Below are 22,708 nucleotides of genomic sequence, written 5' to 3' on the forward strand. Positions count from 1 at the left end.
TCCGGCGGGGCGAAGCCCTCGCCGGAGCACCGCCGGCCCGCAGGGCGGGGGCTTGGGGGGTTCCCCAACCAAGGGCGGGTGGGTGGGGGAAGGCAGCGCGCCTGAGGCGCGGACGGATACGCACAGGGAGACGCAACGCACATGGACCTGGTCATTCGCGACGCACAGGTCGTCGACGGCAGCGGCGGCGCACGCTTCAGGGCGGACGTCGGGGTCGACGGCGGGCGGATCGCCGCCGTCGTGCCCGAGGGCGGCGGGCCGCGGCCGGCGGGGCGGCGGGTGGTGGACGCGGGCGGGCTCGCGCTCGCGCCCGGGTTCATCGACATGCACGCGCACAGCGACCTCGCCCTGCTGCGCGACCCGGACCACTCCGCCAAGGCCGCGCAGGGCGTGACGCTGGAGGTGCTCGGCCAGGACGGCCTGTCGTACGCGCCCGTCGACGACCGCACCCTCGCCGAGATCCGCACGGCCATCACCGGCTGGAACGGCGACGGCTCCGACATCGACTTCGACTGGCGCACCGTCGGCGGCTTCCTGGACCGGCTCGACCGCGGCTTCGACGGCCAGGGCATCGCGGTCAACGCCGCGTATCTCGTCCCCCAGGGCTCCGTCCGCATGCTCGCGCTCGGCTGGGAGGACCGGGACGCCACCCCGGACGAGGTGGCGCGGATGAAGCGGCTGGTCGCGGAGGGGTTTGAGCAGGGGGCGGTCGGGATGTCGTCCGGGCTCACGTACACGCCCGGGATGTACGCGTCGGACGCCGAGCTCACCGAGCTGTGCCGCGTGGTCGCCGCGTACGGCGGCTACTACTGCCCGCACCACCGCTCGTACGGCGCGGGCGCGTTCCAGGCGTACCAGGAGATGGTGGCCCTCGCCCGCGAGGCGGGCTGCGCGCTGCACCTGGCGCACGCGACCATGAACTTCGGGGTGAACAAGGGCCGCGCCCCCGAGCTGCTGGCGCTGCTGGACCGGGCGCTCGCCGAGGGCGCGGACATCACCCTCGACACCTACCCCTACCTGCCCGGCTGCACCACGCTCGCCGCGATGCTGCCGAGCTGGGCCGCCGAGGGCGGGCCGGGGGCCATCCTGGACCGGCTCCGGGACGAGGCGACCGCGGAGCGGATCCGGCACGTCATGGAGGTGGAGGGGGCCGACGGCTGTCACGGCGTGCCCATCGCGTGGGACACGATCGAGATCTCGGGGGTCGGCGATCCGGCCCTCGCGGCGTACGTCGGCCGGACGGTCGCGCAGTCCGCGCGCGAGCGGGGCGAGGCGCCGTGGGACACCGCGCGCCGGCTGCTGCTGGAGGACCGGCTGGGCTCGACGATCCTTCAGCACGTCGGGCACGAGGACAACGTCCGGGCGATCATGCAGCACCCGGTGCACACGGGCGGCAGCGACGGCGTCCTGCACGGCGCCAAGCCGCATCCGCGCGCGTACGGGACCTTCCCCCGGTATCTGGGCCACTACGTCCGCGAGTTGGGCGTGCTGTCCCTGGAGGAGTGCGTGGCCCACCTCACCGGGCGCCCCGCGACCCGCCTCCGCCTCCCCGACCGGGGTCTGGTCCGCGAGGGCTACCGCGCGGACCTGGTCCTCTTCGACCCGGACACGGTCGCCGCGGGCGCCACCTTCGAGTCCCCCCGCACCCTCCCCACCGGCATCCCCCATGTCCTCATCGACGGCCGCTTCGTCATCGAGGACGGGCGGCGTACGGACGTCCTGGCGGGGCGCTCGGTGCGGCGCACGCAGGCGGGGTGAGCGGTCAGCCCTTCTCCAGTTCCACCTCCACCAGCCGGTAGAGGTGGCGGCGGGCGGCCTCGGTGGGCAGCGGCGGGGCCTGGCGCAGCCGTTGCAGGGCGAGGCCGTCCGCGAGGGCGGCGAAGCGGACGGCGAATCCGGCGGGGTCGGCGCAGCCGAAGTCGCCCTCGTCGGCGCCCCGTTCGACCAGGGAGCGGATCTCGCCGTGCCAGCTCTCGTAGCGCTCGGCCTGGCCGCGCGCGAACGCCTGGTCGCGGTCGCCCGCGTGCCAGTAGTCGAACCACATCCGCCAGTGGCGGTCGGTGTCGTCGGTGAACAGCGCGTCGATGAGCAGTCGCAGCCCCTCGGCGCCGCTGGTGGCCCGGGCGGCGGCCTCGCTGAGCGCGGCGTAGTAGCGCTCGATGTGCAGCACCATCGCCTCGGAGAGGACTTCCTGGACGCTCTCGAAGTGGTAGGTGACCGTGCCGACCGAGACCCCCGCCGCGGCCGCCACATCGCGCACGCCCACAGCCGCGGAACCCCGCTCCACGATGAGCGGAACGGCGGCCTCCACGATCAGGCGGCGGCGCACCTCGGTGGGCTGACGGGTGCGTTCGGAGGCGGCGACGGCCCGCCGGGCGGCCTTGGGACGCCCCGAACGTTCAGCGGCGGAGGTCATGCCGACGTCCTGGGGGTGGTGTGGTGCCAGGTGCGCTTGACCACTGTCTCTCCGTTCGCCCGTGCTTCGAGGCTGCTGTCCATGATGAACTCCGCCGCCGTGGCGCGGAGTTCGGTGCGGGCCACGACGACTGCGTCCCAGTCGCCGCGCCGCAGCCGGACGGTCCACTGGGAGCTTGCCACGGCCGAGCGCGGGTCGCCGCCGCGGATCCGGTACGTCTCCAGCGCGCTCTCCTCGTACCGCAGGCCGTCGGGGTAGGTGCGGGAGCCGCCGTAGTTGGGGTCCACCTCCAGGGTCCACTCCCCCGTCGCCACGTCGTGCCGCACCAGCCGCTCGGGCCGGTTCCCGGCGCCGGACGCCTCGGTGGTCACCGGGAGCGGCGGCGCCTGCTCCGGCTCCTCGAAGGTGATCGGCGGGCGGCCGGCGTCGCCGCCCGGGTCCCGTACGGGGAGGACGACCACGCTGTCCGCGGGGCGCATGGTCAGCGCACCACGCTCGCCGTGGGGCCACACCCACGGCCAGTACTGGTCGGAGACCGCGACCCGGATGCGGTGGCCGGGCGGGAAGGCGTACCCGATGCCGTTGAGCTCGAACTCCACGTCCTCGTACGTCCCCGGCGTCCACTCCACCGCCTTGTCCCGGCCGTGCCGCGACAGCAGGTTGAGCACGCCCCGGGTGACCAGCGTCGAGGAGCCGTCGGGGGCGACGTCGCAGACGCGCGCGATGACATGCGCGCGCGGGGTGGCGCTGTCGAGGCGCAGCCGGACGCGCGGGCGGCCCAGGATCTCCACGCGCTCCGTCAGCGGCGCGGAGTCGAAGCAGACCGAACGGCCGTCCTCCTCGCGCTGGTCGGGCGGCAGGTCGGTGGCGTTGCCGAAGGGGAAGAAGCGGCCCGCGTCGATGCCGGTGTGCAGCGGGGAGCGCACCACCACCGGCTCCGCGCCGTCGCCGCCCAGCGGCCGCTCGTCCCAGGTGACCGCCGGGGACGGCCAGGCGTCGTCGGCGACCCAGCGGCCGGGCATGGTCGCGTAGTGCGTCGCGGGCGGCACCGGGTCGTTGATCCAGGAGCGCAGGGCGGGGTCCTCCATGACCCCGGTGTCCACGCCCTTGAGCCAGTGATCCCACCAGCGCAGCGTCTCCTGGAGAAAGCCGATCGCCGGGCCCGGCGGCAGGCCCCGGTCCGGGTACTGGTGCGACCACGGCCCGATCAGCCCGCGCACGGGCGCGTCGAGATGTTCCACCAGGCGCAGCACGGTGTCCCGGTACGGGTCGGCCCAGCCGCCCACCGCGAGGACCGCCGCGTCGATGGCGCCGTAGTCCTCGCACACGCTGCCGTGGCGCCAGTAGTCGTCCCGTTGCTGGTGCGCCAGCCAGGTGTGCAGATACGGCTCCAGCGCCTCCAGCCGCTCCCGCCACATGGGCAGCCACCGGTCCTCGCCCACGGTGGCCGGGTCCGGCGGGCGGGCCGTGAACGCGAGCATGGTGCCCGCCCACGCGAGCATGTCGATGCCGAGGACGGCGCCGCCGGTGTAGTGGACGTCGTTGTCGTAACGGTCGTCGGTCGAGCAGACGGTGACGATCGCCTTCAGCGGCTCCGGGCGCAGGGCGGCGATCTGGAGGGAGTTGAACCCGCCCCACGAGATGCCGAACATGCCGACCTTGCCCGTGCACCACGGCTGGGCGGCCAGCCACTCCACGACGTCGACTCCGTCGGCCAGCTCGGTCGCGGTGTACTCGTCGAGCATCACGCCCTCGGAGTCCCCGCTGCCGCGCAGATCGACCCGGACGGAGGCGTAGCCGTGCCCCGCGTACCAGGGGTGACGCTGCGCGTCGCGCGGGGCGGTCCAGTCGCTCTTGCGGTACGGGAGATACTCCAGCAGCGCGGGGACGGGGGCTTCGGCGGCGTCGACGGGGCGCCAGATGCGGGCGTGCAGGCGGGTCCCGTCCCGGGTGGGGATCCAGACGTCCTCCGTCTGGACCTCGCGGTCGAACTGCTCGCGGTATCTCACGGTTCTCCTACGGTGTGCGGGTGCGGGTGCGGGTGCGGGTGCGGGTGCGGTGCGGGTGGCGGCGCCTGCGGCGGGCTTGTCCCCTACCCGCCCCTTCCCTCAACCGGGGGCAAGCCCCCGGACCCCCGAAAGCCACGGCAGGCCCGCCGCCGCCCGAGGGCCTCCGGCCCCGGGCCGGAGGCTGTGGGCCTGCGGCCCGGGGCCCGGGGCCTGGGACCCGTGGGCCGGCCGTGGCCGAAGGCCCGTGGCCGTGGCCGTGGCCAGAGTCCAAGGCCCGTGGCCGTGACCCGAGGTCGTGGCCCGTGGACCGTGCCCGAGGCCGTGACCCGAGGCCCAAGGCCCAAGGCCCGTGACCGTGGCCCGTGGCCGTGGCCCGTGGGTGGCCCGAAGCCGTGGCCCGAGGCCCGTGGCCGGGGCCGTGGCCGAGGCCCGGAGCCGAGGTCGGGGCCGGGGCCCGGAGCCGAGGTCGGGACCCGGGCCCGGAGCCGAGGTCGGGACCCGGGCCCGGAGCCGAGGTCGGGACCCGGGCCCGGAGCCCGTGACCGTGGCCCGGGGCCCGTGACCGTGGCCGGGGGCCCGGGGCTTGGCCCCGGTTCGGGGAGGGGCGGGTAGGGGACAAAACCTCCGTCGGCGGTCACGGCGGCGACGGGCGCCAGCGGCGGATGCGGTGGGCGGGGCCGAGGTCGGTCCAGGTGTCGTCCGGGGCCGCGGCGTCCTGCCAGTCGTCGGGCACGCCCGCGTCCGCCTCCGTGGCCGCGGCCGCGGCCGCGGCCCCGTCCGGGTCGAGCGCCGCGGCCATGAGGCGGCGGGTGTAGGGGTGGCCCGGGGAGGCGAAGACGGCCTCGGTCGGGCCCTCTTCGACCACCACCCCGTGGCGCAGCACCACCACCCGGTCGGCGATCCCCCGCACCACGGCCAGGTCGTGGCTGATGAAGAGGCACGCCAGTTCGCGCTCGCGCCGCAGGTCGTCCAGGAGGCGCAACACCTCGGCCTGGACGGAGACGTCGAGCGCGGTGGTGATCTCGTCGGCGATCAGTACGTCCGGCTCGCCGGCCAGCGCCCGCGCGATCCCGATCCGCTGCCGCTGCCCGCCGGAGAGCTGCGCGGGCAGGCGGTCGGCGAGGGCCGGGTCGAGGCGTACGTCGGCGATGAGCTGCCGGGCGCGGGTGGCGGCCTCCGTACGGGAGGCGGCCGTGCCGAAGAAGCGCAGCGGGCGCCGTACCGCGTCGCCCACCGAGCGCCGGGGGTTCAGGGACGTGTCGGCGTTCTGGAAGACGAGCTGGACCTTGCGCCGCAGGGACAGCGGCCGCTGCCGCGCCGGGCGGGCCAGGTCGCCGTCGGACCCCTTCGCGGTCATCTCACCCCCCGACGGCGCCCGCAGCCCCGCCAGCGACCACGCCAGCGTGGACTTGCCGCTGCCCGACTCGCCGACCAGCGCCAGCACCTCGCCGCGCCGCACGCGGAAGGACACGCCGTGGACGGCGCGGCTCGCGCCGTAGTCGATGGTGATGTCGTGGACGGCGACCGCCTCCGGGGCGTCGGCGGGCACCTCGGCCTTGGGCCGGATCTCGCGGGTGCCGTCCTCGGCGACGACCGCGAGCCCGGAGTCGGCGAGGCGCGGGACGCTGGCCAGCAGCCGCCGGGTGTACGGGTCGGCGGGGGCGGCGAAGAGGCGGCGGGTGGGGGCGGCCTCCACGACCCGGCCCTCCCGCAACACCGCGACCTCGTCGGCCATGTGGGCGACGACGCCCAGGTCGTGGCTGACCAGGACGGCGGCGAGGCCGAGTTCGTCGCGCAGCGCGGCGAGCAGGTCCAGGACGCCGCGCTGGGTGATGACGTCGAGGCCGGTGGTGGGTTCGTCGAGGACGAGGACCTTGGGGCGGGCGGCGATGGCCATGGCGATCGCGACGCGCTGCTGCTGCCCGCCGGAGAGTTCGTGCGGGTAGCGGCGGGCGAGTTCGGCGGGGCGCGGGAGGCGGACCTGGTCGAGGAGGTCGGTGACGGCGACGGAGCCGGCCGCGCCCGCGTCGCCGCGCAGCGCCTCCGCGATCTGCCGCCCGACCCGCATCGAGGGGGTCAGGGCGTGCCCGGCGTTCTGCGCGACCATGGCGACCGTGCCGCCGCGCAGCCGCCGCAGTTCCCTGGCCGGGAGGGCGAAGACGTCCTTGCCCTCGACGCGCACCGTGCCCGCGGTGATCCGCGAGCCGTGCCGCAGATGTCCGAGCAGGGTCGCGGCGACGGTCGACTTGCCGCTGCCGGACTCGCCGACGAGGGCGAGGGTCCGGCCGGGGCACAGCTCGAAGCCGACCTCGTGGACGACGGGGATGTCCCGGCCCGCGGAGCGGTAGGCGACGGACAGGCCGTCGACAGCAACGATGGCGGTGGCGGTGGTGGTGGTCATCAGGAGGCCTCCCGGATCCGGTCCACGCCCCACGCCTTGGACAGGCCGTCGGCCGCGAGGTTGAGCCCGATCACGAGCGTGGCCAGGGCGATGATCGGCGCCAGGCTCGCCATCGGGACGACGGTGATGGCGGTGCGGTTCTCGGCGACCATCAGCCCCCAGTCGGGGGTGGGCGGGTTGGCGCCGAAGCCGAGGAAGGACAGGGAGCTGATCAGCAGCACCACCCACGAGGCGCGCATCGCGAACTCGACGCACACCACATCGGTGATGTTGGGCAGCACCTCGCGCCACAGGATCGACCAGGTCCCCTCGCCGCGGGCGCGGGCCGCGGTGACGTAGTCGGCGGGGACGACGGCCAGCGCGGCGCCCCGGACGACCCGGACGACCTGCGGGACGTAGACGACGGCGATGGCGAGCACGATGACCGCGGGCCCGGTGCCCAGCGCGGTGACGACGACCAGCAGGGCGAGGATGGACGGGATGGACAGCACGGCGTCCAGCACCCGCATCAGCACGTCGTCCAGCCAGCCGCCGCGCAGCGCGGCCGCGCAGCCGAGGACGGTGCCGAGGGCGATGGTCACCAGGGTCGCGGCGACCGAGACGCCGAGCGCGTACCGCCCGCCGTACAGCACCCGGGCCAGTACGTCGCGCCCGTACTGGTCGGTGCCGGCCCAGTGGTCGGCGCCGGGGCCGAGGAGGGCCTGCGAGGCGTCGCCGGCCGTCGGTTCGTACGAGGTCAGCACGGGTGCGAGGAGCGCGATCAGGAGGTGGACGGCGACGATCGCGAGGCCGATGGTGGCGGCGCGGGAGGAGCGTACGGTGCGCCAGGTGCGGGCGGCGAAGCCGGGCCGGGCGGCGGGCGGTTCGACCCGCCCGGCCGGAACAACAGCGTCGGGGGTCTTGATGGTGCTCATCGGGTCCGCCCTCCTCGGGTCCTGAGCTTGGGGTTGAGGGCCATGGCGCCGAGGTCGGCGGCCAGGTTGCAGCAGACGTAGACGACCGCGCTGATCAGGGCGATGGCCTGGATGACCGGCAGGTCGCGGTTCTGCACGGAGGAGAGCATCAGCTTGCCGATGCCGGGGTAGTTGAAGACGTTCTCGACGACGGCGACGCCGCCGACCAGCCACGCCACGTTGAGGGCGATGACATGCAGGGTGGGCAGCAGCGCCCCGGGCAGGGCGTGGCGGGTGACCACGCGCCAGGTGGACAGGCCCTTGAGCCGGGCGGTGGTGACGTACTCGCCGGCCATGACGTCGATGACCGAGGTGCGGGCCATGCGCACGAGGTACGCGGCCATCACGATCGCGAGCGAGGCGGCGGGCAGCCATACGGCCGGGAGCAGCTGTCCGACGCTCGCCTCGGGCCCGTAGAGCACCACGGCGGGCAGGACGGGGACGGCGATGGAGAAGAGCAGCACCAGCACGGTGGCCACCACGAACTCGGGGACGCTCATGCCGATCAGGCTGACCGTGGAGATGAGGTGGTCGGGCCAGCGGTCGCGGTAGAGCCCGGCGACGACGCCCAGCACGAGCGATCCGGTGACGGCGAAGAGGACGGTGACGACGGCGATCAGCGCGGAGTTGCCGAGGTACTGGGCGACCTCGCCGCCCACCGGCTTGGCGTTGACCAGCGAGGCGCCGAAGTCGCCGTGGAGCGCGCCCTTGACCCACTCCAGGTAGCGCTCCCAGGCGGGCTGGTCGAGGTGGAGCTTGTCGCGCAGCGCGGCGACGGCGGTGGGGGTGGCGTCCTTGCCGAGCACCTGGGTGGCGACGTCGCCGGGCAGCGACTGGACGGCGAGGAAGACGAGGACGGAGGAGAGCAGCAGCGTGCCGAGCGCGGCGACGACGCGGCGTACGAGAAAGGTGAGCACGCCCCTCACGCCCCCTTCAGCCCGATGCCGAGGTAGTCGAACTCGAAGCCGTGCTCCGCGTAGCCCCGCACCTTGCGGGAGATGCCGACGAGCCGGTCGGCGAACATCGGGGTGATCGCCCCGCCCCGCTCCACGACCGCGGTCTGCGCCTGCTGGTACAGCTCGCGGCGCCGGGCGTCGTCGGTCTCGCGGCGGGCCCGGTCCAGAGCTGCGTCGAAGTCCTTGTCGGCCCAGGCGGTCTCGTTGTACGAGGAGCCGCCCCGGAAGACCTGGTTGAGGAGTTGGTCGATGGGGCGGCCGGTGTACCAGTAGGTGGCCATGAGCGGCTTCTTCATCCAGATCTGGGTGTAGTACGAGTCGGCGGCGGCCGTTCTGACCCGGATCCGGATGCCGGCCCGCTTGGCGGACTCCTGGTAGGCGAGGGCCATGGGCGTGAAGATCGGGTCGTAGGAGGAGGTGTAGAGGTCGACCGCGAGCCGCTCCTGCCCGGCCTGCTTCAGCAGATGGCGGGCCTTTTCGGGGTCGTGGGCCGGGTGGCGGGCGAGGTGGCCCGGGTCGCTGGGCGGTACGGGGTTGTCCCAGCCGGCGGTGCCGGCGCCCTGGAGGGCGACCTTCATGACGTGCTCGGGGTCGTACGCGAGCTTCATCGCCTGCCGCACCCGCACATCGGTGAAGGGCTTCTCGGTGGTGAGCATCGGCAGCACGTACCACTGCGCGTTCTTCACCCGGGCGAGGGTGGCGCGGTCGGAGTTGGCGACGACGCGGGCGGTGGCGAAGTCCAGGTTGGTCTGGGAGAGCAGATCGACCTGGCCGGCGAGCAGGGCGTTGGAGCGGGCCTGCATGTCGGCGACGGAGTAGAAGTCGATGGCGTCCAGGACGGGGCGGCCGGCCCAGTGGTCCGCGTACGCGGTGATCCGGCCGGGCCCGGCGGCGGTGAAGGAGACCAGCTTGAAGGGGCCGGTGCCGATGCCGGTGCGGCCGATGGAGGCGGCGCTGCCGTCGGGGATGACGTAGCAGTTGTAGTGGGTGAGCAGGCTGGGGAACTCGGCGTTCGGGGTCTTCAGCGGGACGACGAGGGTGTGCGCGTCGGGGGTGCGCAGCCGCTTCGGGTCGACCAGCGGGGCCAGCACTCCGGCCTGCGGGGAGCCGGTCCTGGCGTCGAGGATGTGGCGCAGGGTGTAGGCGGCGTCGGCGGAGGTGAAGGCGCGGCCGTTGTGGAAGGTGACGCCGCGGCGCAGCCGGAAGGTCCAGGTGCGGGCTGTGTCGTCGGGCTCCCAGGACTCGGCGAGGTCGGGGGCGAGGCCGCCGTCGGGGCCGATCCGCACCAGCCGGTTGTAGAGGGCGCCCAGGTATTCGTACGCGGACAGGGAGCCGGCCGGGTCCAGGGTCTCGGCGTCGGAGGCGGGCGGCCGGGCGATGCGCAGGGTGCCGCCGCGGTCGGGGCGGCCGGTGGGGCCGGTGCTGGGGAGGGCGTCGGCCGGGGACGCGGAGGCCGCGCCGGAGCAGCCGCTGAGCAGCCAGGACGCGCCGAGTGCGGCGCCGCTCGCCGCCGCGCCGGCCAGCAGCGACCGGCGCGGTATCCCCGCCGCCCCCGGGGCGTTTCGGGGTGAGGTGTCGGACATGGGCCGGCCACCCTTCTCCGCTATTCGTTCAGCGGAACGATTCGTTGAAGTTCGTGAACGATAGCCAGCCGACCCGTCCGGGCCAACCCTTCGCACACGGAAATCAACCCGGGAAACCGACTCGTTACCGGGCGCGCCGCCGTCCCATCCGCCCGAAGACGCCTGAAGACGCCCCCTTGCGCCGCCTTGCGCCGCCTTACACCGTCGACGTGGCGAAGAACACCGAGCGGTCCCGGTTACACGGCCGTAAGGTGGCCGACATGCAGGTGATCCAGTCCACGAAGCTCTCCAACGTCTGCTACGAGATCCGGGGCCCGGTACTCGAGGAGGCGATGCGGCTGGAGGCTGCCGGTCACCGCATCCTCAAGCTCAACACGGGCAACCCCGCGACCTTCGGCTTCGACTGTCCGCCGGAGATCCTGGAGGACATGCTGCGCAACCTCGGCGCGGCCCATGGGTACGGCGACGCCAAGGGGCTGCTGTCCGCGCGGCGCGCGGTGATGCAGCACTACCAGACCAGGGGCATCGACCTGGACGTCGAGGACGTGTACCTCGGCAACGGCGTCTCCGAGCTGATCCAGATGGCGATGCAGGGCCTGCTGGACAACGGGGACGAGGTGCTGGTCCCCTCCCCCGACTACCCGCTGTGGACCGCCGCGGTCTCGCTCTCCGGCGGCACCGCCGTGCACTACCGCTGCGACGAGCAGTCGGACTGGATGCCGGACCTCGCCGACATCGAGGCCAAGGTCACGGACCGCACCAAGGCCCTGGTCATCATCAACCCGAACAACCCGACGGGCGCGGTCTACGACGAGGAGATGCTGCGGGGGCTGACCGAGATCGCCCGCCGCCACAATCTGGTCGTCTGCTCCGACGAGATCTACGACAAGATCCTCTACGACGGCGCGACCCACACCCCCACCGCGGCCATCGCCCCCGACCTGCTGACCCTGACCTTCAACGGGCTCTCCAAGGCCTACCGGGTCGCGGGCTACCGCAGCGGCTGGCTCGCGGTCTGCGGCCCCAAGGCCCACGCCACCAACTACCTCGAGGGCCTGACCATCCTGGCCAATATGCGGCTGTGCGCCAATATGCCCGCCCAGCACGCGGTGGCCGCGGCCCTCGGCGGCCGCCAGTCGATCAACGACCTGGTGCTGCCCGGCGGCCGGCTGCTGGAGCAGCGCGACACGGCGTATGAGCTGCTGACCCGGATCCCGGGCGTGACCTGCGTCAAGCCGAAGGGCGCGCTGTACGCGTTCCCGCGGCTCGACCCCGCGGTCTACAAGATCAAGGACGACCGGCAGATGGTCCTGGACCTGCTGCGCTCCGAGAAGATCATGATCGTGCACGGCACGGGCTTCAACTGGCCGGAGCCGGACCACTTCCGGATCGTGACGCTCCCGGCGAAGAAGGACCTGGCGGACGCGGTGACACGGATCGGAAAGTTCCTGGACGGCTACGGCCAGCACTGACGCCGCCCCGGTCACGCGCGGCTCGCTCAGAGCCGGGCGGCTCAGCGGGGCCGCAGCGCCTTCTCCATCACCACTTCCCCCTCCTCCTCCCCGGCCTCCGCCAGCCCGATGCGCCGGTAGAAGGCGAGGGCGCGCGCGTTGTCCGGCATGACGTTCAGCCGCAGCACCTCGGCCCCCGCCCGCAGGCCCCACTCCTCCACGGCCCGCACCAGCCGATCGGCGACCCCGCACCCGCGCCCGGCCGCGCCCACCCACATGGAGATCAGCTCGACCACGCCATGGTGCGGGCCGGGCACCCCGCTGGCCATCCCGACGGGCACCCCGTCGAGCGCGGCCACCAGGTTGTACGAACCGGGGATCTCCAGGCGGGCGCGCCACCGCTCCTCGCGGTCGCCGTCGCCCTGCCAGTCCGCGAGCCGGGACCCGAACGCGTACGGCGCGTCCGCGAGGGCGGTGAGCCGCAGCTCCCGCCAGATCGTCCAGTCCTCCGGCGTCAGCACCTTCACTTCGATCAGTTCGATCAGCTCGATCACCCCGGGCTCGCGGTCGCACCGGACGGCCGGGCGACAAACACTTGGCAGATACTTAGCAAGAGCTCAACTTTAGACTGAGTCTAAGCTAGGATGGCCTCCTGAGATCCCTTGGAGGCCACCCATGTACGAGCCGATCCGCACCAAGTCGGTCCACACCATGGCCGAGCCCGGGCGGGGCTTCCCGCACCGCTCACGCGAGGAGGAGCTGGACATCCAGCTGGCGGGCCATCTCACCGCGCTGCTGACCGTGACCGACGAGCTGCGCGCCCTCGTGCCCGCGCCCGCGCTCGACACCGCCGCCCAGCGCCTCACCGACCAGGTCACCCGCCTTCGCGACGGCCGCTCCCCGCTCCGCGCCGAGCCCACCGCGGCCTCCGCCGCCCCGACCCACATCGCCGCCCTCCACCAGCGCGCCCACACCCTGGCCGGCCGCGCCCTGGTCGTCGCCACCTCCCGCGACGACGAGGCGGCCGGCGCCCTGGCCGCCGAGCGCCTGGAGACCCACGCGGCGGCGCTCGGCATCAGCGGCTGAACCAGTCCTGCCCCCGCCCGGTGATCAGCGCCCCGCCGATCGCCAGCGGCAGGGCCAGCCCGATCAGCAGGGCGGACTCGCTCACCGCGACGAGCCCCATCCACACGCAGTACAACCCGACCATCGCGCTCACCACGGCCAGCATCTCGACGAGAACGATCACGGTCCACACCCAGCCGAACCGCTTCCGCGCGCAGACGCCCGCGACCCCCAGCAGGACCGCCACCGCCAGGGAGAAGTACGCCAGGCCCCGCACCAGGCCGGGCTCCGCGACGTGCCGGCCATGGGCGAGCCGGCTGTCCAGCTCGGAGAGCAGCGAACCCCCGGCGAACAAGTTGACCACCGCCTGGCCCCAGACGCCCCCCAGGGCGAACCTGACCCTGCCCGGCATCCGCTCCAGGACCTGATCCGCCATCGGAGCCCACCCCATTCGCCGTGCGCCGTACGGCCGGGGCGGCCCCCGGCACCACCCCGACCCTCCCGTGCCCCGGCCGGGACCGGTCCCGGCCGGGGCGCGGCCCCGCGGGTCAGGGCCTGGGCCCCGGCCCGGTCGGGTGCGTGCCCGTGACACTCATGACCACCGAGTAGAGGCTGGTCCGCGCCGCGATGAAGAGACGGTTGCGCTTGGCGCCGCCCCAGGAGATGTTGGCGGCCGTCTCGGGGACGACGAGCCGCCCGATCAGCGTGCCGTCCGGGTCGTAGCAGTGCACGCCGTCGTCCATCGCCGCCACCCAGAGCCTGCCGCCGTCGTCGAAGCGGAGGTTGTCAAAGCGGGCGCCCTCGCGGGCCGCGGCCTCGGCGAAGATCTCGCCGTCCGACAGCGTGCCGTCGTCGCGCACATCGAAGACCCGGACGCAGCCCGCCCGGGTGTCGGAGACGAACAGCCGCCGCTCGTCGGCCGAGAACACCAGGCCGTTCGGGGCGCCGAGGCCGTCGGCGACCAGCCGCACCCGGCCGCTGTCCGGGTCGATCCGGTAGACGTTGTTGGCGCCGATCTCGCTCTGCGCACGGTGGCCCTCGTAATCGCTGAGGATGCCGAAGTCCGGGTCGGAGAACCAGATCGAGCCGTCCGACTTCACCGCCGCGTCGTTCGGGCTGTTCAGGCGCTTGCCCTGCCAGCGGTCGGCCAGCACCGTGACCGTGCCGTCGTGCTCGGTCCGGGTCACCCGGCGGTTGCCCTGCTCACAGCTGATCAGACGGCCCTCGCGGTCGAGGGTGTTGCCGTTGGTGTTCCCGGCGCCACGGCGGAAGACGCCGACCGTGCCGGTCTCCTCGTCCCACCGCAGCAACCGGTCGTTGGGGATGTCGCTCCAGATCACCTGCCGCCAGGCGGGCACATACACGGGCCCCTCGGCCCAGCGGCAGCCGCCGTACAGGACCTCGAGATGGTCATCGCCGTCCATGCACCGCCCGGTGCGGAACCGTTCGTCGAACATCTCGTACAGCGCGGGGCGCTCGCTGCTCATGGCCACCCTCTCCTCGTCCACGGTGGATCACGTCTGTCTCCTCCATGGATACGATCTCCGCCCGCGCCGCCCCTGAACACGCCCTCACAGGCCGGTCAGCGGTCGCCCGCCACCTGGGCGGCGACCGGCTCCAGCAGCGCCAGCTCGTCGGAGGTCAGCGTGATCCGGGTGGCCGCGGCGTTCTCGAGGAGGCGGCCGCGGCTGCGGGTGCCGGGGATCGGAACGACGGTCAGGCCGTGCGCCTGGGCGCGCTGCTGCACCCAGGCCAGGGCGATCTGCGCGGTGGTGGCGCCGTGGTCGGCCGCGAGGGTGCGCAGGGGCGCCAGGAGGGCGGCGTTCGCCTTGGCGTTGTCGCCGGTGAAGCGCGGATGCGACTGCCTGACGTCGCCGCTGGAGAGGACTGTGCCAGCGTCGGTGAACGCGCCGGTCAGGAAGCCCTTGCCGAGCGGCGAGTACGGCACGAAGGCGACGTTGAGCTCAGCGGCCGCGCCCACCGCGCCGCGCTCGGCGTCCCGGCTGAAGACCGACCACTCCGACTGGAGCGCGGTGACCGGGTGCACGGCGTGCGCCTCGCGCAGCTCGGCACCGGTGACCTCGCTCAGGCCCAGGTACCTGACCTTGCCTTCCCGCACCAGCTCGGCCATGGCGCCGACGGACTCGGCCAGCGGGACGGCGGGGTCGCGGCGGTGCATGTAGTAGAGGTCGATGACCTCGACGTTCAGGCGGCGCAGGCTCGCCTCGACGGCCTGTTTGACGTAGCCGGGATCGTTGCGGATGGCCCGGTAGTCCGGGTCGTCGGCGCGGCGCTCGACGCCGAACTTGGTGGCCAGGGTGATCTCGTCGCGGTGCGCGGCGACGAACGGCGCGAGGAACTCCTCGTTGGCGCCGGCGCCGTACATGTCGGCGGTGTCGATGAGGGTGACGCCCGCCTCGACGGTGGCCTCCAGGGTGTCGCGGGCCGCCGCGTCGTCCGTCTGCCCGTAGGCATGGCTGATGCCCATGGCGCCGAAGCCCTGGACGCCGACGAGGGGGCCGCCGTGGCCCAGCTCGACCTTGCTGATCTGTTCGATGGCGTTGCTCATGATGACGCTCAGGCCCTTTCCGCGGGGGTGCTGTCGATCACGGTCGTGCCGAGGACGCTAAGCAGTTCGCGTGCACTCGAAGCAAGAGCGCCGGGCCGCGAGGGTGTGGAAAACGGTTCGTGGCGCCACCCGCGCCGCTGCTAGGAAGTGGAGATCACCGCCGAATCCACCGAAGACGCAGCCCAGGACCTGGCCCGTCTGCTCGCCGAGCGCGCCTGCGAGCGTCTGATCGTCGAGTTCCTCCGCCGTCTCGACCTCGGAGACCCCGCCTCCGTGGCCGAGCTGTTCACGCCCGACGGGGCGTGGGAGTGGCCGCAGGGCGCCCGCCGGGTCGAGGGGCGTGAGGCGCTGCGGGAGTACTTCGGGTCGCGGCCGGCGGACCGGCTGTCGCGGCGGATGTGTACGAACATCCTGGTCACCGTGGAGTCCCCGACGACGGCCTCCGCCACGTCGTACTTCGCGACGTACCGGGTCGACGGCTACACCGGCGGCATGCTGCCGCCCCGGCTGCCCGCGAACGTGGGCCACTACGAGGACACGTTCCGCAAGGAGAACGGCGTCTGGCTGCTCGCCACCCGGTCCACGTTCCTGCCGTTCGGCGGCCCGACGGAGCGCGTCAGCTCGCCCGAGCGGCCGTAGACCACGGAAGATGACCCCATGAGCACCACCATCACCTTCGTCCGCGGCGACATCACCGACCAGCACGCCGACGCCATCGTCAACGCCGCGAACTCCTCCCTCCTCGGCGGCGGAGGCGTCGACGGCGCCATCCACCGCCGGGGCGGCCCCGAGATCCTGGAGGCGTGCCGGGCGCTGCGCGCGTCGCACTACGGCAAGGGGCTGCCGACGGGGCGGGCGGTGGCGACGACCGCGGGGCGGCTGCACGCCGAGTGGGTCATCCACACCGTGGGGCCCGTGTGGTCCGCCACCGAGGACCGCTCGGAGCTTCTCGTCTCCTGCTACCGCGAGGCGCTGCGGGTCGCTGACGAACTCGGGGCGAAGACGGTCGCGTTCCCGGCCATCTCGACCGGCGTCTACCGGTGGCCCATGGAGGACGCCGCCCGCATCGCCGTCGAGACGGTCCGGGCCGCGGACACCACGGTCGAGGAGGTCAGGTTCGTCCTCTTCGACGAGCCCGCGTACGCGGCGTTCGCCGCCCACGCGGGTTAGGCCCTGTCCGGCGGCTCTTGACGCCTGCGGCGGGCGCATCGATGTGCGGCTCCGCCGCGTGGCCTCCGGAGGCCACGCTCAGCAGGCCGCCGTTGCCTGCAAGGTCTCGCGATACGCGCGGGCCGTGGCCATCACCCTTTCGAGGGCGTCCCGGGTGTGGATGAGCTCGTCGATGTGGCGGGAGAGCCGGTGGTGCTCCTGTGCCATCCGCTCCAGCGCGGCGTCGGAATTCTCCTCGCTGGGCGCGTCGACACACGGCAGCAGTTCGAAGATGGTGCGGCTGGACAGCCCCGCGGCGTACAGCCGCTGGATCAACGTGACCCGTTCGACCTCGTCGTCCGTGTAGTGCCGCTGCCCGCTGGCGCTGCGGGTACTGGCGATCAGCCCCTGCTCCTCGTAATAGCGCAGGGATCTGACGCTGACCCCGGCTCGCGCGGCGAGCTCCCCGATGCGCATGTCGTCCTCCCGGCTGTGACCCGCGGCACAGTGCCTTGCCTCTGACATCCATGTGAGGTTTTAGCGTAACCGCCGAGCGCCCGAGAAGCGGGCGCCGCGGATCGCGGAGGAAAGCCGACGTGACGACGACGACCCTTTTCGACAGCTATCGGCTCGGCGACCTGACGCTGCCCAACCGGGTGGTGATGGCCCCGATGTCGCGGGTCCGGGCCGCCGACGGCGGTCTGGCGACGCCGTCGATGGCGACGTACTACGCGCAGCGGGCCACCGCCGGGCTGATCGTGACCGAAGGCGTGCAGCCGAGTCTGATCGGCCAGTCCAATCCGGGCACACCGGGGCTGCACACCGATGAGCAGGTCGCCGCGTGGCGCCCGGTGACCGCCGCCGTGCACTCCAACGGCGGCCGGATCTTCGCCCAGCTCATGCACGGCGGGCGGGTCTCACATCCGGACACCACCGGGATGCGCCCGGTCGGGCCCTCGGCCGTCCCCGCCGTCGGCGAGGTGTTCACCCCCACCGGGCCCCAGCCCGCGCCGACGCCGCGCGCCCTGGAGACCGCCGAGGTGCCCGAGCACGCCCAGTCGTACGCGCAGGCCGCCCGCCGCGCCATCGACGCCGGGTTCGACGGTGTCGAGCTGCACGGCGCCAACGGCTATCTGATCTCCCAGTTCCTCTCCTCGAACGCCAACCTGCGCACGGACCGCTACGGAGGCTCGGTCGCGGGCCGGATCCGGTTCGCCGTCGAGGCGGTGTCGGCGACCGTCGAGGCCGTCGGCGGGGCCAGGACCGGCATACGGCTCTCCCCGGGCGGGACGTTCTGGGGCGTGGCGGAGGCCGATGTTCCGGAGCTCTACGCCGCGCTGCTGACCGAGCTGGCCCGCCTTGAGGTGGCCTACGTCCATCTCGAAGCCACCGCCGACGAGGAGGTGTTGCTGGGCCTGCGCCCTGCGTGGCCCGGCACGCTCATCATGAACCCGGTGCTTCCGATGGGCCCGAAGCAGACCGGGCGGACCGAGGCCGACCACTGGCTCGGTCTTGGTGCCGACCTCATCAGCTTCGGGCGCGCCTTCATCGCCAACCCCGACCTGGTGGAGCGGCTGCGCACCGGGCTCCCGATCGCCCCGGCCGACGAGGCCACGTACTACCAGGGCGGCGACGCGGGCTATCTGACCTACTCGGCGTATCAGCACACGGCCTGACGCCGAACTAGCCGGCCCCGGCCCCGGGAACGGCCCCGGGAACGGTCCGGGGAAAGGCCCGCCGGTACTCGCTCGGCGACACCCCGATGTGCCGGAGGAAGTGGTGGCGGAGGTTGTTGGCCGTGCCCAGGCCGCTGAGTTCGCCGATCTTCTCGATGGGGAGGTCGGTCGACTCCAGCAGGGCCTGGGCCCGCCCGAGGCGCTGGGTGAGCAGCCACCGCAAGGGGGTCGTCCCCGTGGCCTCCTGGAGCCGCCGGTAGAAGGTGCGGGGGCTCATCGCGGCCCGCAGCGCCAGGTCCCGGACCGTCAGGGGCCGGTCGAGGTGGGACCGGGCCCAGTCCAGTACGGGGGCCAGCGCGTCGTCGTCGGTCGGGGGCACGGAGAGGTCGATGAACTGGGCCTGGCCTCCCTCTACGACGCGGCCCTGCTCGGCCTGATGTGGTCCACCATGGCCGGCTGGCTGCACGGCACCGCGCTGGTCGGCGCGGAGAAGACGCCGGCCACGGCCTTCGCCCCGATCGCGATCCGCTGGCTGACCGCCGTGGCCGGTTTCCTCACCACCTACGCACCGCAGGTGGACGCCGGCCGCTACCCGGGCGACGACGCGACCATCGACGTGCAGATCGCGGCCATCGAGCACCTGCTCCACGCGGCCGCGTCCCGGGGCGTCGACAACGCCCTGCCCGAGCTGCTGAAGTCCACCATGGAGCGGGCCTCGGCGGCGGGCCACGGCCCGGACAGCTTCGCGGGGGTGATCGAGGTCCTGAGGAGGCCCGCGGACGACCGGTGAGCGGCGGGCGACGGCCCGTTTGACACCCTGTCGTGGTGTACCGGACGTGTCCCGTCCCGAAGGAGCCAGGAATGCCAGACCCGCGCCAGGCCCGCGTGTCCGACCACCCCGAGCTCGTGGAGTGCGTACGGACGTGGTGGGGCGACTCCCGCACGCCCGAGCAGGCCCGCGAGCTGTCGCTGCTGCTGCCGAAGCTGTTTCTCCAGTTCTTCTCCGGCACCAGCCTGGTGCGGGAGGACGAGGCAGGGGCCGTCGAGGCGTTCCTGGTCGGCTTCTACTCCGGGGACAACGACCGCGAGGCGTATATCCACTTCGTGGGGGTGGACCCGCGGCTGCGCGGGCAGGGCGTGGCGCGCGGGCTCTACGAGGCCTTCTTCCGGCGGGCCGCCGGGGCGGGCCGGACGGAGGTGCGGGCCATCACCTCGCCGGGGAACACCGGGTCCATCGCGTTCCACCGGGCCCTGGGCTTCGAACTCGAAGCGGGCGACCGCGAGCTCGACGGGGTGCCCGTGCACAGCGACTACGACGGCCTGGGGCAGGCCCGCGTGTGCTTCCGCAGACGGCTCGACGGCACGGCCGTCACAACGCGATGACGTCGACGCCGACCCGGGGCAGCTCCCAGAGTTCGAGCGTGCCGTCGCACAGCTCCGCGAGGAACTGGACGGCGCCGCCCGCGTAGTGCCACCACCCGCCGTTGTGGGAGGCGACGGTGACCAGCCACTCCCCCGGGCCGTCCCCGGTCGTGCTCCACAGGAACATGTCGCCCTGGTTGGAATCCCCCCACGGCAGCAGCCCGCCCGGCGCCGGGTGGAGGCGCAGACCGGCTGTCATGTCGTTTTCCCACCAGTCCCGGAGGTCCTCGGTCAGCGTCTCGCGGATGCCGTTGAGCAGATTCCGCTCCTTCCCGGGCCTGGGGAGGTTGGGAAGGAGGAAGTCGCCGAGGATGAAATCGGGGTAGCACTCGGCCAGGCGCTTGTAGTCGGCGGGCAGCGGGGTGCCCAGGCCCTCCTCCAGCACCGCCCAGTCGAGCGCGACGGGCTCCGGCCGACGGTGAGCCGCCAGACCGGGCACGGCGCGCTCCAGCGCGGCGATCGCCTCGTCCGGATCGGTGAGGCGGCGCGACGGGGTCTGCGTGCCGATCAGGTCGTCGTGCGGGCCGTCGGTCGGGGCTTCGGTCGGCTCGCCGGTCGCTGCGTCGGTCGGATGGCTGGTCATGGCGCTCAGCGTGCCACACGCCTCCGACAGCGCCCGACGCCCCCCGATACCGGCCCTGACCAGGGACGTCGCCCGGCGTTCACCCCCGTCCCCAACTGCCGCTCCAGAATGGCCGGTTCCCGTTTCGGACTGCGATCAGCCGTTCACCTTCCCGTCATCTGACCGCGCCCGGAATTTGGGTTTCCGCGAGCACGCTGCCGCCGTGAGACGCATATTCGGAATCGTCCTGGCGGTTCTGCTGATCGGCGGGGTGGCTGTCGCCGTCGTCGCAGGGCGCGACAAGGACAAGGGCACGGCAACGACGACCGTGCGCGGAGTGATCGGGTCGGAGAAGGCCGAGTTCTTCGCCGACCCCGACGTGGTGAAGGCCCTCGCAGCCAAGGGATTCACCGTCAAGACGGAGACATCCGGCTCCTGGGCGATGGAGAACCTCCCGCTCAAGGGGTACGACTTCGCCTTCCCGAGCAGCGAGTCGCCCGCCGCCGAGCTGGCGCGGAAGGCCGGGGTCGGCGGCACGCCGCTGCGGCCCTTCTACTCGCCCCTGGTGGTCGTCGCGCACCGCAACGCCGCCGGGGTGCTGGCCGACAACGGGCTCGTGACGCTGACCGGCAAGAACACCGGCACGCTGAAGATGGCCGCGTACCTGAAGGCCGCCAAGGAGGACCGCACCTGGCAGCAGCTCAAGGGCTCGGGGAAGTACAGCGAGCTGAACGGCGTGGTGTCCATCACCAGCACCGACCCCTCCCAGTCCAACTCGGGCGCGCTGTATCTGGCCGCCGCCTCGTACGTGGAGAACGGCGGCCGTATCGTCGCCAGTGACCAGGACATCGCCAGGACCGCCCCGCTGATGAAGAAGCTCATCAGCGTCCAGGGCGCCCAGCAGTCCAGCTCCGACGCCCCGTTCCGGGACTTCATCAGCGGGGCGGCCAACCCGCTGGTCCTGGTCTACGAGTCGCAGGTCGCCTCGCTGCTGATGCAGAAGCAGGACGTCGGCGACATGGTCGTCCTCTACCCGGACGTCACGGTCAACAGCGACCACACCCTGGTGCCGCTGACCTCTGAGGGGCGCAAGCTCGGCGAGCTGCTGAGCGGCGACAAGCAGCTGCGCGAGCTGGCCGTGCGGCACGGCTTCCGGCCGCAGGGCGCGGCCCCGGAGTTCATCGCCGCCACCGCGTCCCACACCGCGTATCTCAACCAGCGGCTGACCGGAGTCCGGCAGGCGCCCGTGCCCAAGGCCGAGGTGCTGCGGGACCTCGCGCGACGAGCCAGGAGCTAGGGAGACCATCATGGCCACTGACAACAGCAACGACCTGGTCCTCACCCCGCCCGAGCCCGTCGCCCCGGTCCCCAAGGAGAAGGCCGCCGGCCTGGTGCCGGTCGAGGATTCCGTACGGGAGGAGATGGAGCGCCGCGCCGCCGAGTACGTGAACACGCTGGCCGGACTGGACGCCCGCTCACCCGAGTTCGCCACCCGGATCGGCGAGATCACCGCGCTGGGCGCGGGCGAGATGCGCGGCGCCGCCCAGCAGTCCAACCGGATGCTGGACCGCACCGTGCGCTCCCTCGCCCAGGGCGACGGCGACGCCCCGACCCGGGTCTCCTCCTCGCTGGTCGAGCTGCGCCGCACCGTCGAGGACCTGGACCCGCGCGACACCCAGCTGAAGGGCGCCCGCAAGCTGCTCTCCAAGCTGCCGGGCGGCAACAAACTGCGCGACCACGTCGCCAAGTACGCCTCCGCCCAGGGCACCCTCAACAAGATCGTCGGCTCGCTGCGCGGCGGCCAGGACGAGCTGCGCCGCGACAACGCCGCCCTGCACACCGAGCGGGTCCGGCTGTGGGAGAACATGGGCAAGCTCCAGGAGTACGCGGTGCTGGCCCAGGCCCTGGACACGGCGGTCGAGCGGCAGATCACGGCCGTCGAGGCCACCGACCCGACACAGGCGGACGCGCTGCGCGCCGACGTGCTCTTCCCCGTCCGGCAGAAGCACCAGGACCTGCTGACGCAGCTCGCGGTGTGCGCGCAGGGCTATCTGGCGATGGACGTGGTGCGCCGCAACAACGAGGAGCTGATCAAGGGCGTCGACCGGGCCGCGACCACCACCGTCTCGGCGCTGCGCATCGCGGTGATGCTGTCCTCCGCGCTGGAGAGCCAGCGCAAGGTGACCGAGCAGGTCAACGCCCTGCGCGGGACCACGGAGGACCTGATCCGGGGCAACGCGGAGATGCTGGCCACCCAGAGCGGCGAGATCCAGCGGATCGCGGCCGACCCGGCGGTGGGTGTGGAGACGCTGCGCAGCGCGTTCCAGCAGATCTACCGGACGCTGGACGCGATCGACACCTACAAGGCGCGGGCGACCGAGTCGATGGCGACGACGGTGGAGGCCCTCACCGACGAGCTTCAGCAGGCGAGCACGTACCTGGAGCGCACCCGCGCGGCGGGCGCGGCCGAGGGGAGCCTCCAGTGAGCAGAGCCGA

21 protein-coding genes and 2 pseudogenes are annotated in these 22,708 nt (G+C 73.0%); 10 read left to right on the forward strand and 13 right to left on the reverse strand.

Translation table 11 applies throughout. The features are described from left to right. The first annotated feature begins 141 nt into the window (after positions 1-141). A complete protein-coding gene (locus ABTY62_RS04835) occupies positions 142-1,758 on the forward strand; it encodes an N-acyl-D-amino-acid deacylase family protein (RefSeq protein WP_352127937.1) in 1,617 nt (538 codons plus the stop codon). A gap of 4 nt (positions 1,759-1,762) precedes the next feature. Here the strand turns inward: ABTY62_RS04835 and ABTY62_RS04840 are convergent, their stop codons facing one another. The 6 genes from ABTY62_RS04840 to ABTY62_RS04865 form a co-directional block, all read right to left on the reverse strand. Continuing rightward, positions 1,763-2,416 (reverse strand): TetR/AcrR family transcriptional regulator, encoded by a 654-nt coding sequence (locus tag ABTY62_RS04840; protein WP_352127938.1) that lies wholly within the window; start codon positions 2,414-2,416, stop codon positions 1,763-1,765. Further along, a complete protein-coding gene (locus tag ABTY62_RS04845; protein ID WP_352127939.1) occupies positions 2,413-4,425 on the reverse strand; it encodes a CocE/NonD family hydrolase in 2,013 nt (670 codons plus the stop codon). Before ABTY62_RS04845 ends, ABTY62_RS04840 begins: the two co-directional genes overlap by 4 nt. A 634-nt stretch (positions 4,426-5,059) precedes the next feature. Further along, the gene (locus ABTY62_RS04850) at positions 5,060-6,826 is read right to left on the reverse strand and encodes a dipeptide ABC transporter ATP-binding protein (RefSeq protein ID WP_352127940.1); all 1,767 of its coding nucleotides are present in this window, start codon (positions 6,824-6,826) and stop codon (positions 5,060-5,062) included. Then, positions 6,826-7,740 carry an ABC transporter permease gene (locus ABTY62_RS04855; RefSeq protein WP_352127941.1) on the reverse strand — a complete coding sequence of 305 codons (915 nt, stop codon included), beginning with the start codon at positions 7,738-7,740 and terminating at the stop codon, positions 6,826-6,828. The genes ABTY62_RS04850 and ABTY62_RS04855 overlap by 1 nt, the downstream gene beginning before the upstream one ends. Beyond that, positions 7,737-8,696 (reverse strand): ABC transporter permease, encoded by a 960-nt coding sequence (locus tag ABTY62_RS04860; protein ID WP_352127942.1) that lies wholly within the window; start codon positions 8,694-8,696, stop codon positions 7,737-7,739. Before ABTY62_RS04860 ends, ABTY62_RS04855 begins: the two co-directional genes overlap by 4 nt. A 5-nt stretch (positions 8,697-8,701) precedes the next feature. Then, entirely contained in the window at positions 8,702-10,318 is a 1,617-nt protein-coding gene (locus ABTY62_RS04865; RefSeq protein WP_352127944.1) for an ABC transporter substrate-binding protein, read from the reverse strand. A 260-nt stretch (positions 10,319-10,578) separates the two neighbouring features. Between ABTY62_RS04865 and ABTY62_RS04870 the strand changes: the two genes are divergently transcribed. After that, on the forward strand, positions 10,579-11,790 hold the full coding sequence (locus ABTY62_RS04870) for a pyridoxal phosphate-dependent aminotransferase (protein WP_352128271.1): 1,212 nt from the start codon (positions 10,579-10,581) through the stop codon (positions 11,788-11,790). 41 nt (positions 11,791-11,831) lie between these two features. Here ABTY62_RS04870 and ABTY62_RS04875 read toward each other — a convergent pair whose 3' ends face one another. Then, entirely contained in the window at positions 11,832-12,305 is a 474-nt protein-coding gene (locus ABTY62_RS04875; protein WP_352128272.1) for a GNAT family N-acetyltransferase, read from the reverse strand. Between the two features lie 139 nt (positions 12,306-12,444). Here ABTY62_RS04875 and ABTY62_RS04880 point away from each other — a divergent pair, with 139 nt between their 5' ends. Next, positions 12,445-12,855, forward strand: coding sequence for an SCO4983 family protein (locus ABTY62_RS04880; RefSeq protein ID WP_352127945.1), 411 nt, complete (start codon positions 12,445-12,447; stop codon positions 12,853-12,855). On the opposite strand, the gene ABTY62_RS04885 is transcribed toward ABTY62_RS04880, so the two are convergent. The 3 genes from ABTY62_RS04885 to ABTY62_RS04895 all read right to left on the reverse strand — a co-directional run bounded on the left by ABTY62_RS04885 (position 12,845) and on the right by ABTY62_RS04895 (position 15,403). After that, the gene (locus tag ABTY62_RS04885) at positions 12,845-13,270 is read right to left on the reverse strand and encodes a hypothetical protein (protein ID WP_352127946.1); all 426 of its coding nucleotides are present in this window, start codon (positions 13,268-13,270) and stop codon (positions 12,845-12,847) included. The two genes, ABTY62_RS04880 and ABTY62_RS04885, sit on opposite strands and share 11 nt — an antisense overlap. 112 nt (positions 13,271-13,382) lie before the next feature. Further along, positions 13,383-14,321, reverse strand: coding sequence for an SMP-30/gluconolactonase/LRE family protein (locus ABTY62_RS04890; RefSeq protein ID WP_352127947.1), 939 nt, complete (start codon positions 14,319-14,321; stop codon positions 13,383-13,385). A gap of 95 nt (positions 14,322-14,416) precedes the next feature. Next, on the reverse strand, positions 14,417-15,403 hold the full coding sequence (locus ABTY62_RS04895; protein WP_352127948.1) for an aldo/keto reductase: 987 nt from the start codon (positions 15,401-15,403) through the stop codon (positions 14,417-14,419). Positions 15,404-15,550: 147 nt separating this feature from the next. Between ABTY62_RS04895 and ABTY62_RS04900 the strand changes: the two genes are divergently transcribed. Together ABTY62_RS04900 and ABTY62_RS04905 are read left to right on the forward strand one after the other, a co-directional pair. Then, on the forward strand, positions 15,551-16,042 hold the full coding sequence (locus tag ABTY62_RS04900; RefSeq protein WP_352127949.1) for a nuclear transport factor 2 family protein: 492 nt from the start codon (positions 15,551-15,553) through the stop codon (positions 16,040-16,042). Between the two features lie 18 nt (positions 16,043-16,060). Next, positions 16,061-16,573, forward strand: coding sequence for an O-acetyl-ADP-ribose deacetylase (locus ABTY62_RS04905; RefSeq protein ID WP_352127950.1), 513 nt, complete (start codon positions 16,061-16,063; stop codon positions 16,571-16,573). Positions 16,574-16,651: 78 nt separating this feature from the next. Here the strand turns inward: ABTY62_RS04905 and ABTY62_RS04910 are convergent, their stop codons facing one another. Further along, positions 16,652-17,029 (reverse strand): MerR family transcriptional regulator, encoded by a 378-nt coding sequence (locus ABTY62_RS04910; protein ID WP_352127951.1) that lies wholly within the window; start codon positions 17,027-17,029, stop codon positions 16,652-16,654. Between the two features lie 119 nt (positions 17,030-17,148). Here ABTY62_RS04910 and ABTY62_RS04915 point away from each other — a divergent pair, with 119 nt between their 5' ends. After that, a complete protein-coding gene (locus tag ABTY62_RS04915; protein WP_352127952.1) occupies positions 17,149-18,228 on the forward strand; it encodes an alkene reductase in 1,080 nt (359 codons plus the stop codon). Positions 18,229-18,235: 7 nt separating this feature from the next. On the opposite strand, the pseudogene ABTY62_RS04920 reads toward ABTY62_RS04915, so the two are convergent. Then, positions 18,236-18,637, reverse strand: a pseudogene (locus tag ABTY62_RS04920) (helix-turn-helix domain-containing protein); the annotation flags it as partial. Between ABTY62_RS04920 and ABTY62_RS04925 the strand changes: the two are divergent. Both ABTY62_RS04925 and ABTY62_RS04930 read left to right on the forward strand, forming a co-directional pair. Then, positions 18,620-19,018 (forward strand): annotated as a pseudogene (locus ABTY62_RS04925) (imine reductase family protein); the annotation flags it as partial. The pseudogenes ABTY62_RS04920 and ABTY62_RS04925 sit on opposite strands and share 18 nt — an antisense overlap. Before the next feature lie 71 nt (positions 19,019-19,089). Continuing rightward, positions 19,090-19,611: a GNAT family N-acetyltransferase gene (locus ABTY62_RS04930; protein WP_352127953.1), complete on the forward strand. Its 522-nt coding sequence runs from the start codon at positions 19,090-19,092 to the stop codon at positions 19,609-19,611. Here ABTY62_RS04930 and ABTY62_RS04935 read toward each other — a convergent pair. Beyond that, positions 19,598-20,233, reverse strand: a complete 636-nt coding sequence (locus ABTY62_RS04935) for an SMI1/KNR4 family protein (RefSeq protein WP_352127954.1) — start codon at positions 20,231-20,233, stop codon at positions 19,598-19,600. The genes ABTY62_RS04930 and ABTY62_RS04935 overlap by 14 nt on opposite strands. A gap of 175 nt (positions 20,234-20,408) precedes the next feature. Between ABTY62_RS04935 and ABTY62_RS04940 the strand changes: the two genes are divergently transcribed. Together ABTY62_RS04940 and ABTY62_RS04945 are read left to right on the forward strand one after the other, a co-directional pair. Further along, the gene (locus ABTY62_RS04940) at positions 20,409-21,509 is read left to right on the forward strand and encodes a hypothetical protein (RefSeq protein WP_352127955.1); all 1,101 of its coding nucleotides are present in this window, start codon (positions 20,409-20,411) and stop codon (positions 21,507-21,509) included. A gap of 10 nt (positions 21,510-21,519) precedes the next feature. After that, positions 21,520-22,698 carry a toxic anion resistance protein gene (locus ABTY62_RS04945; RefSeq protein ID WP_352127956.1) on the forward strand — a complete coding sequence of 393 codons (1,179 nt, stop codon included), beginning with the start codon at positions 21,520-21,522 and terminating at the stop codon, positions 22,696-22,698. Positions 22,699-22,708 lie beyond the last annotated feature (10 nt).

The organism is Streptomyces sp. NPDC097640 (assembly GCF_040302705.1).
Classification (GTDB): Bacteria; Actinomycetota; Actinomycetes; order Streptomycetales; family Streptomycetaceae; genus Streptomyces.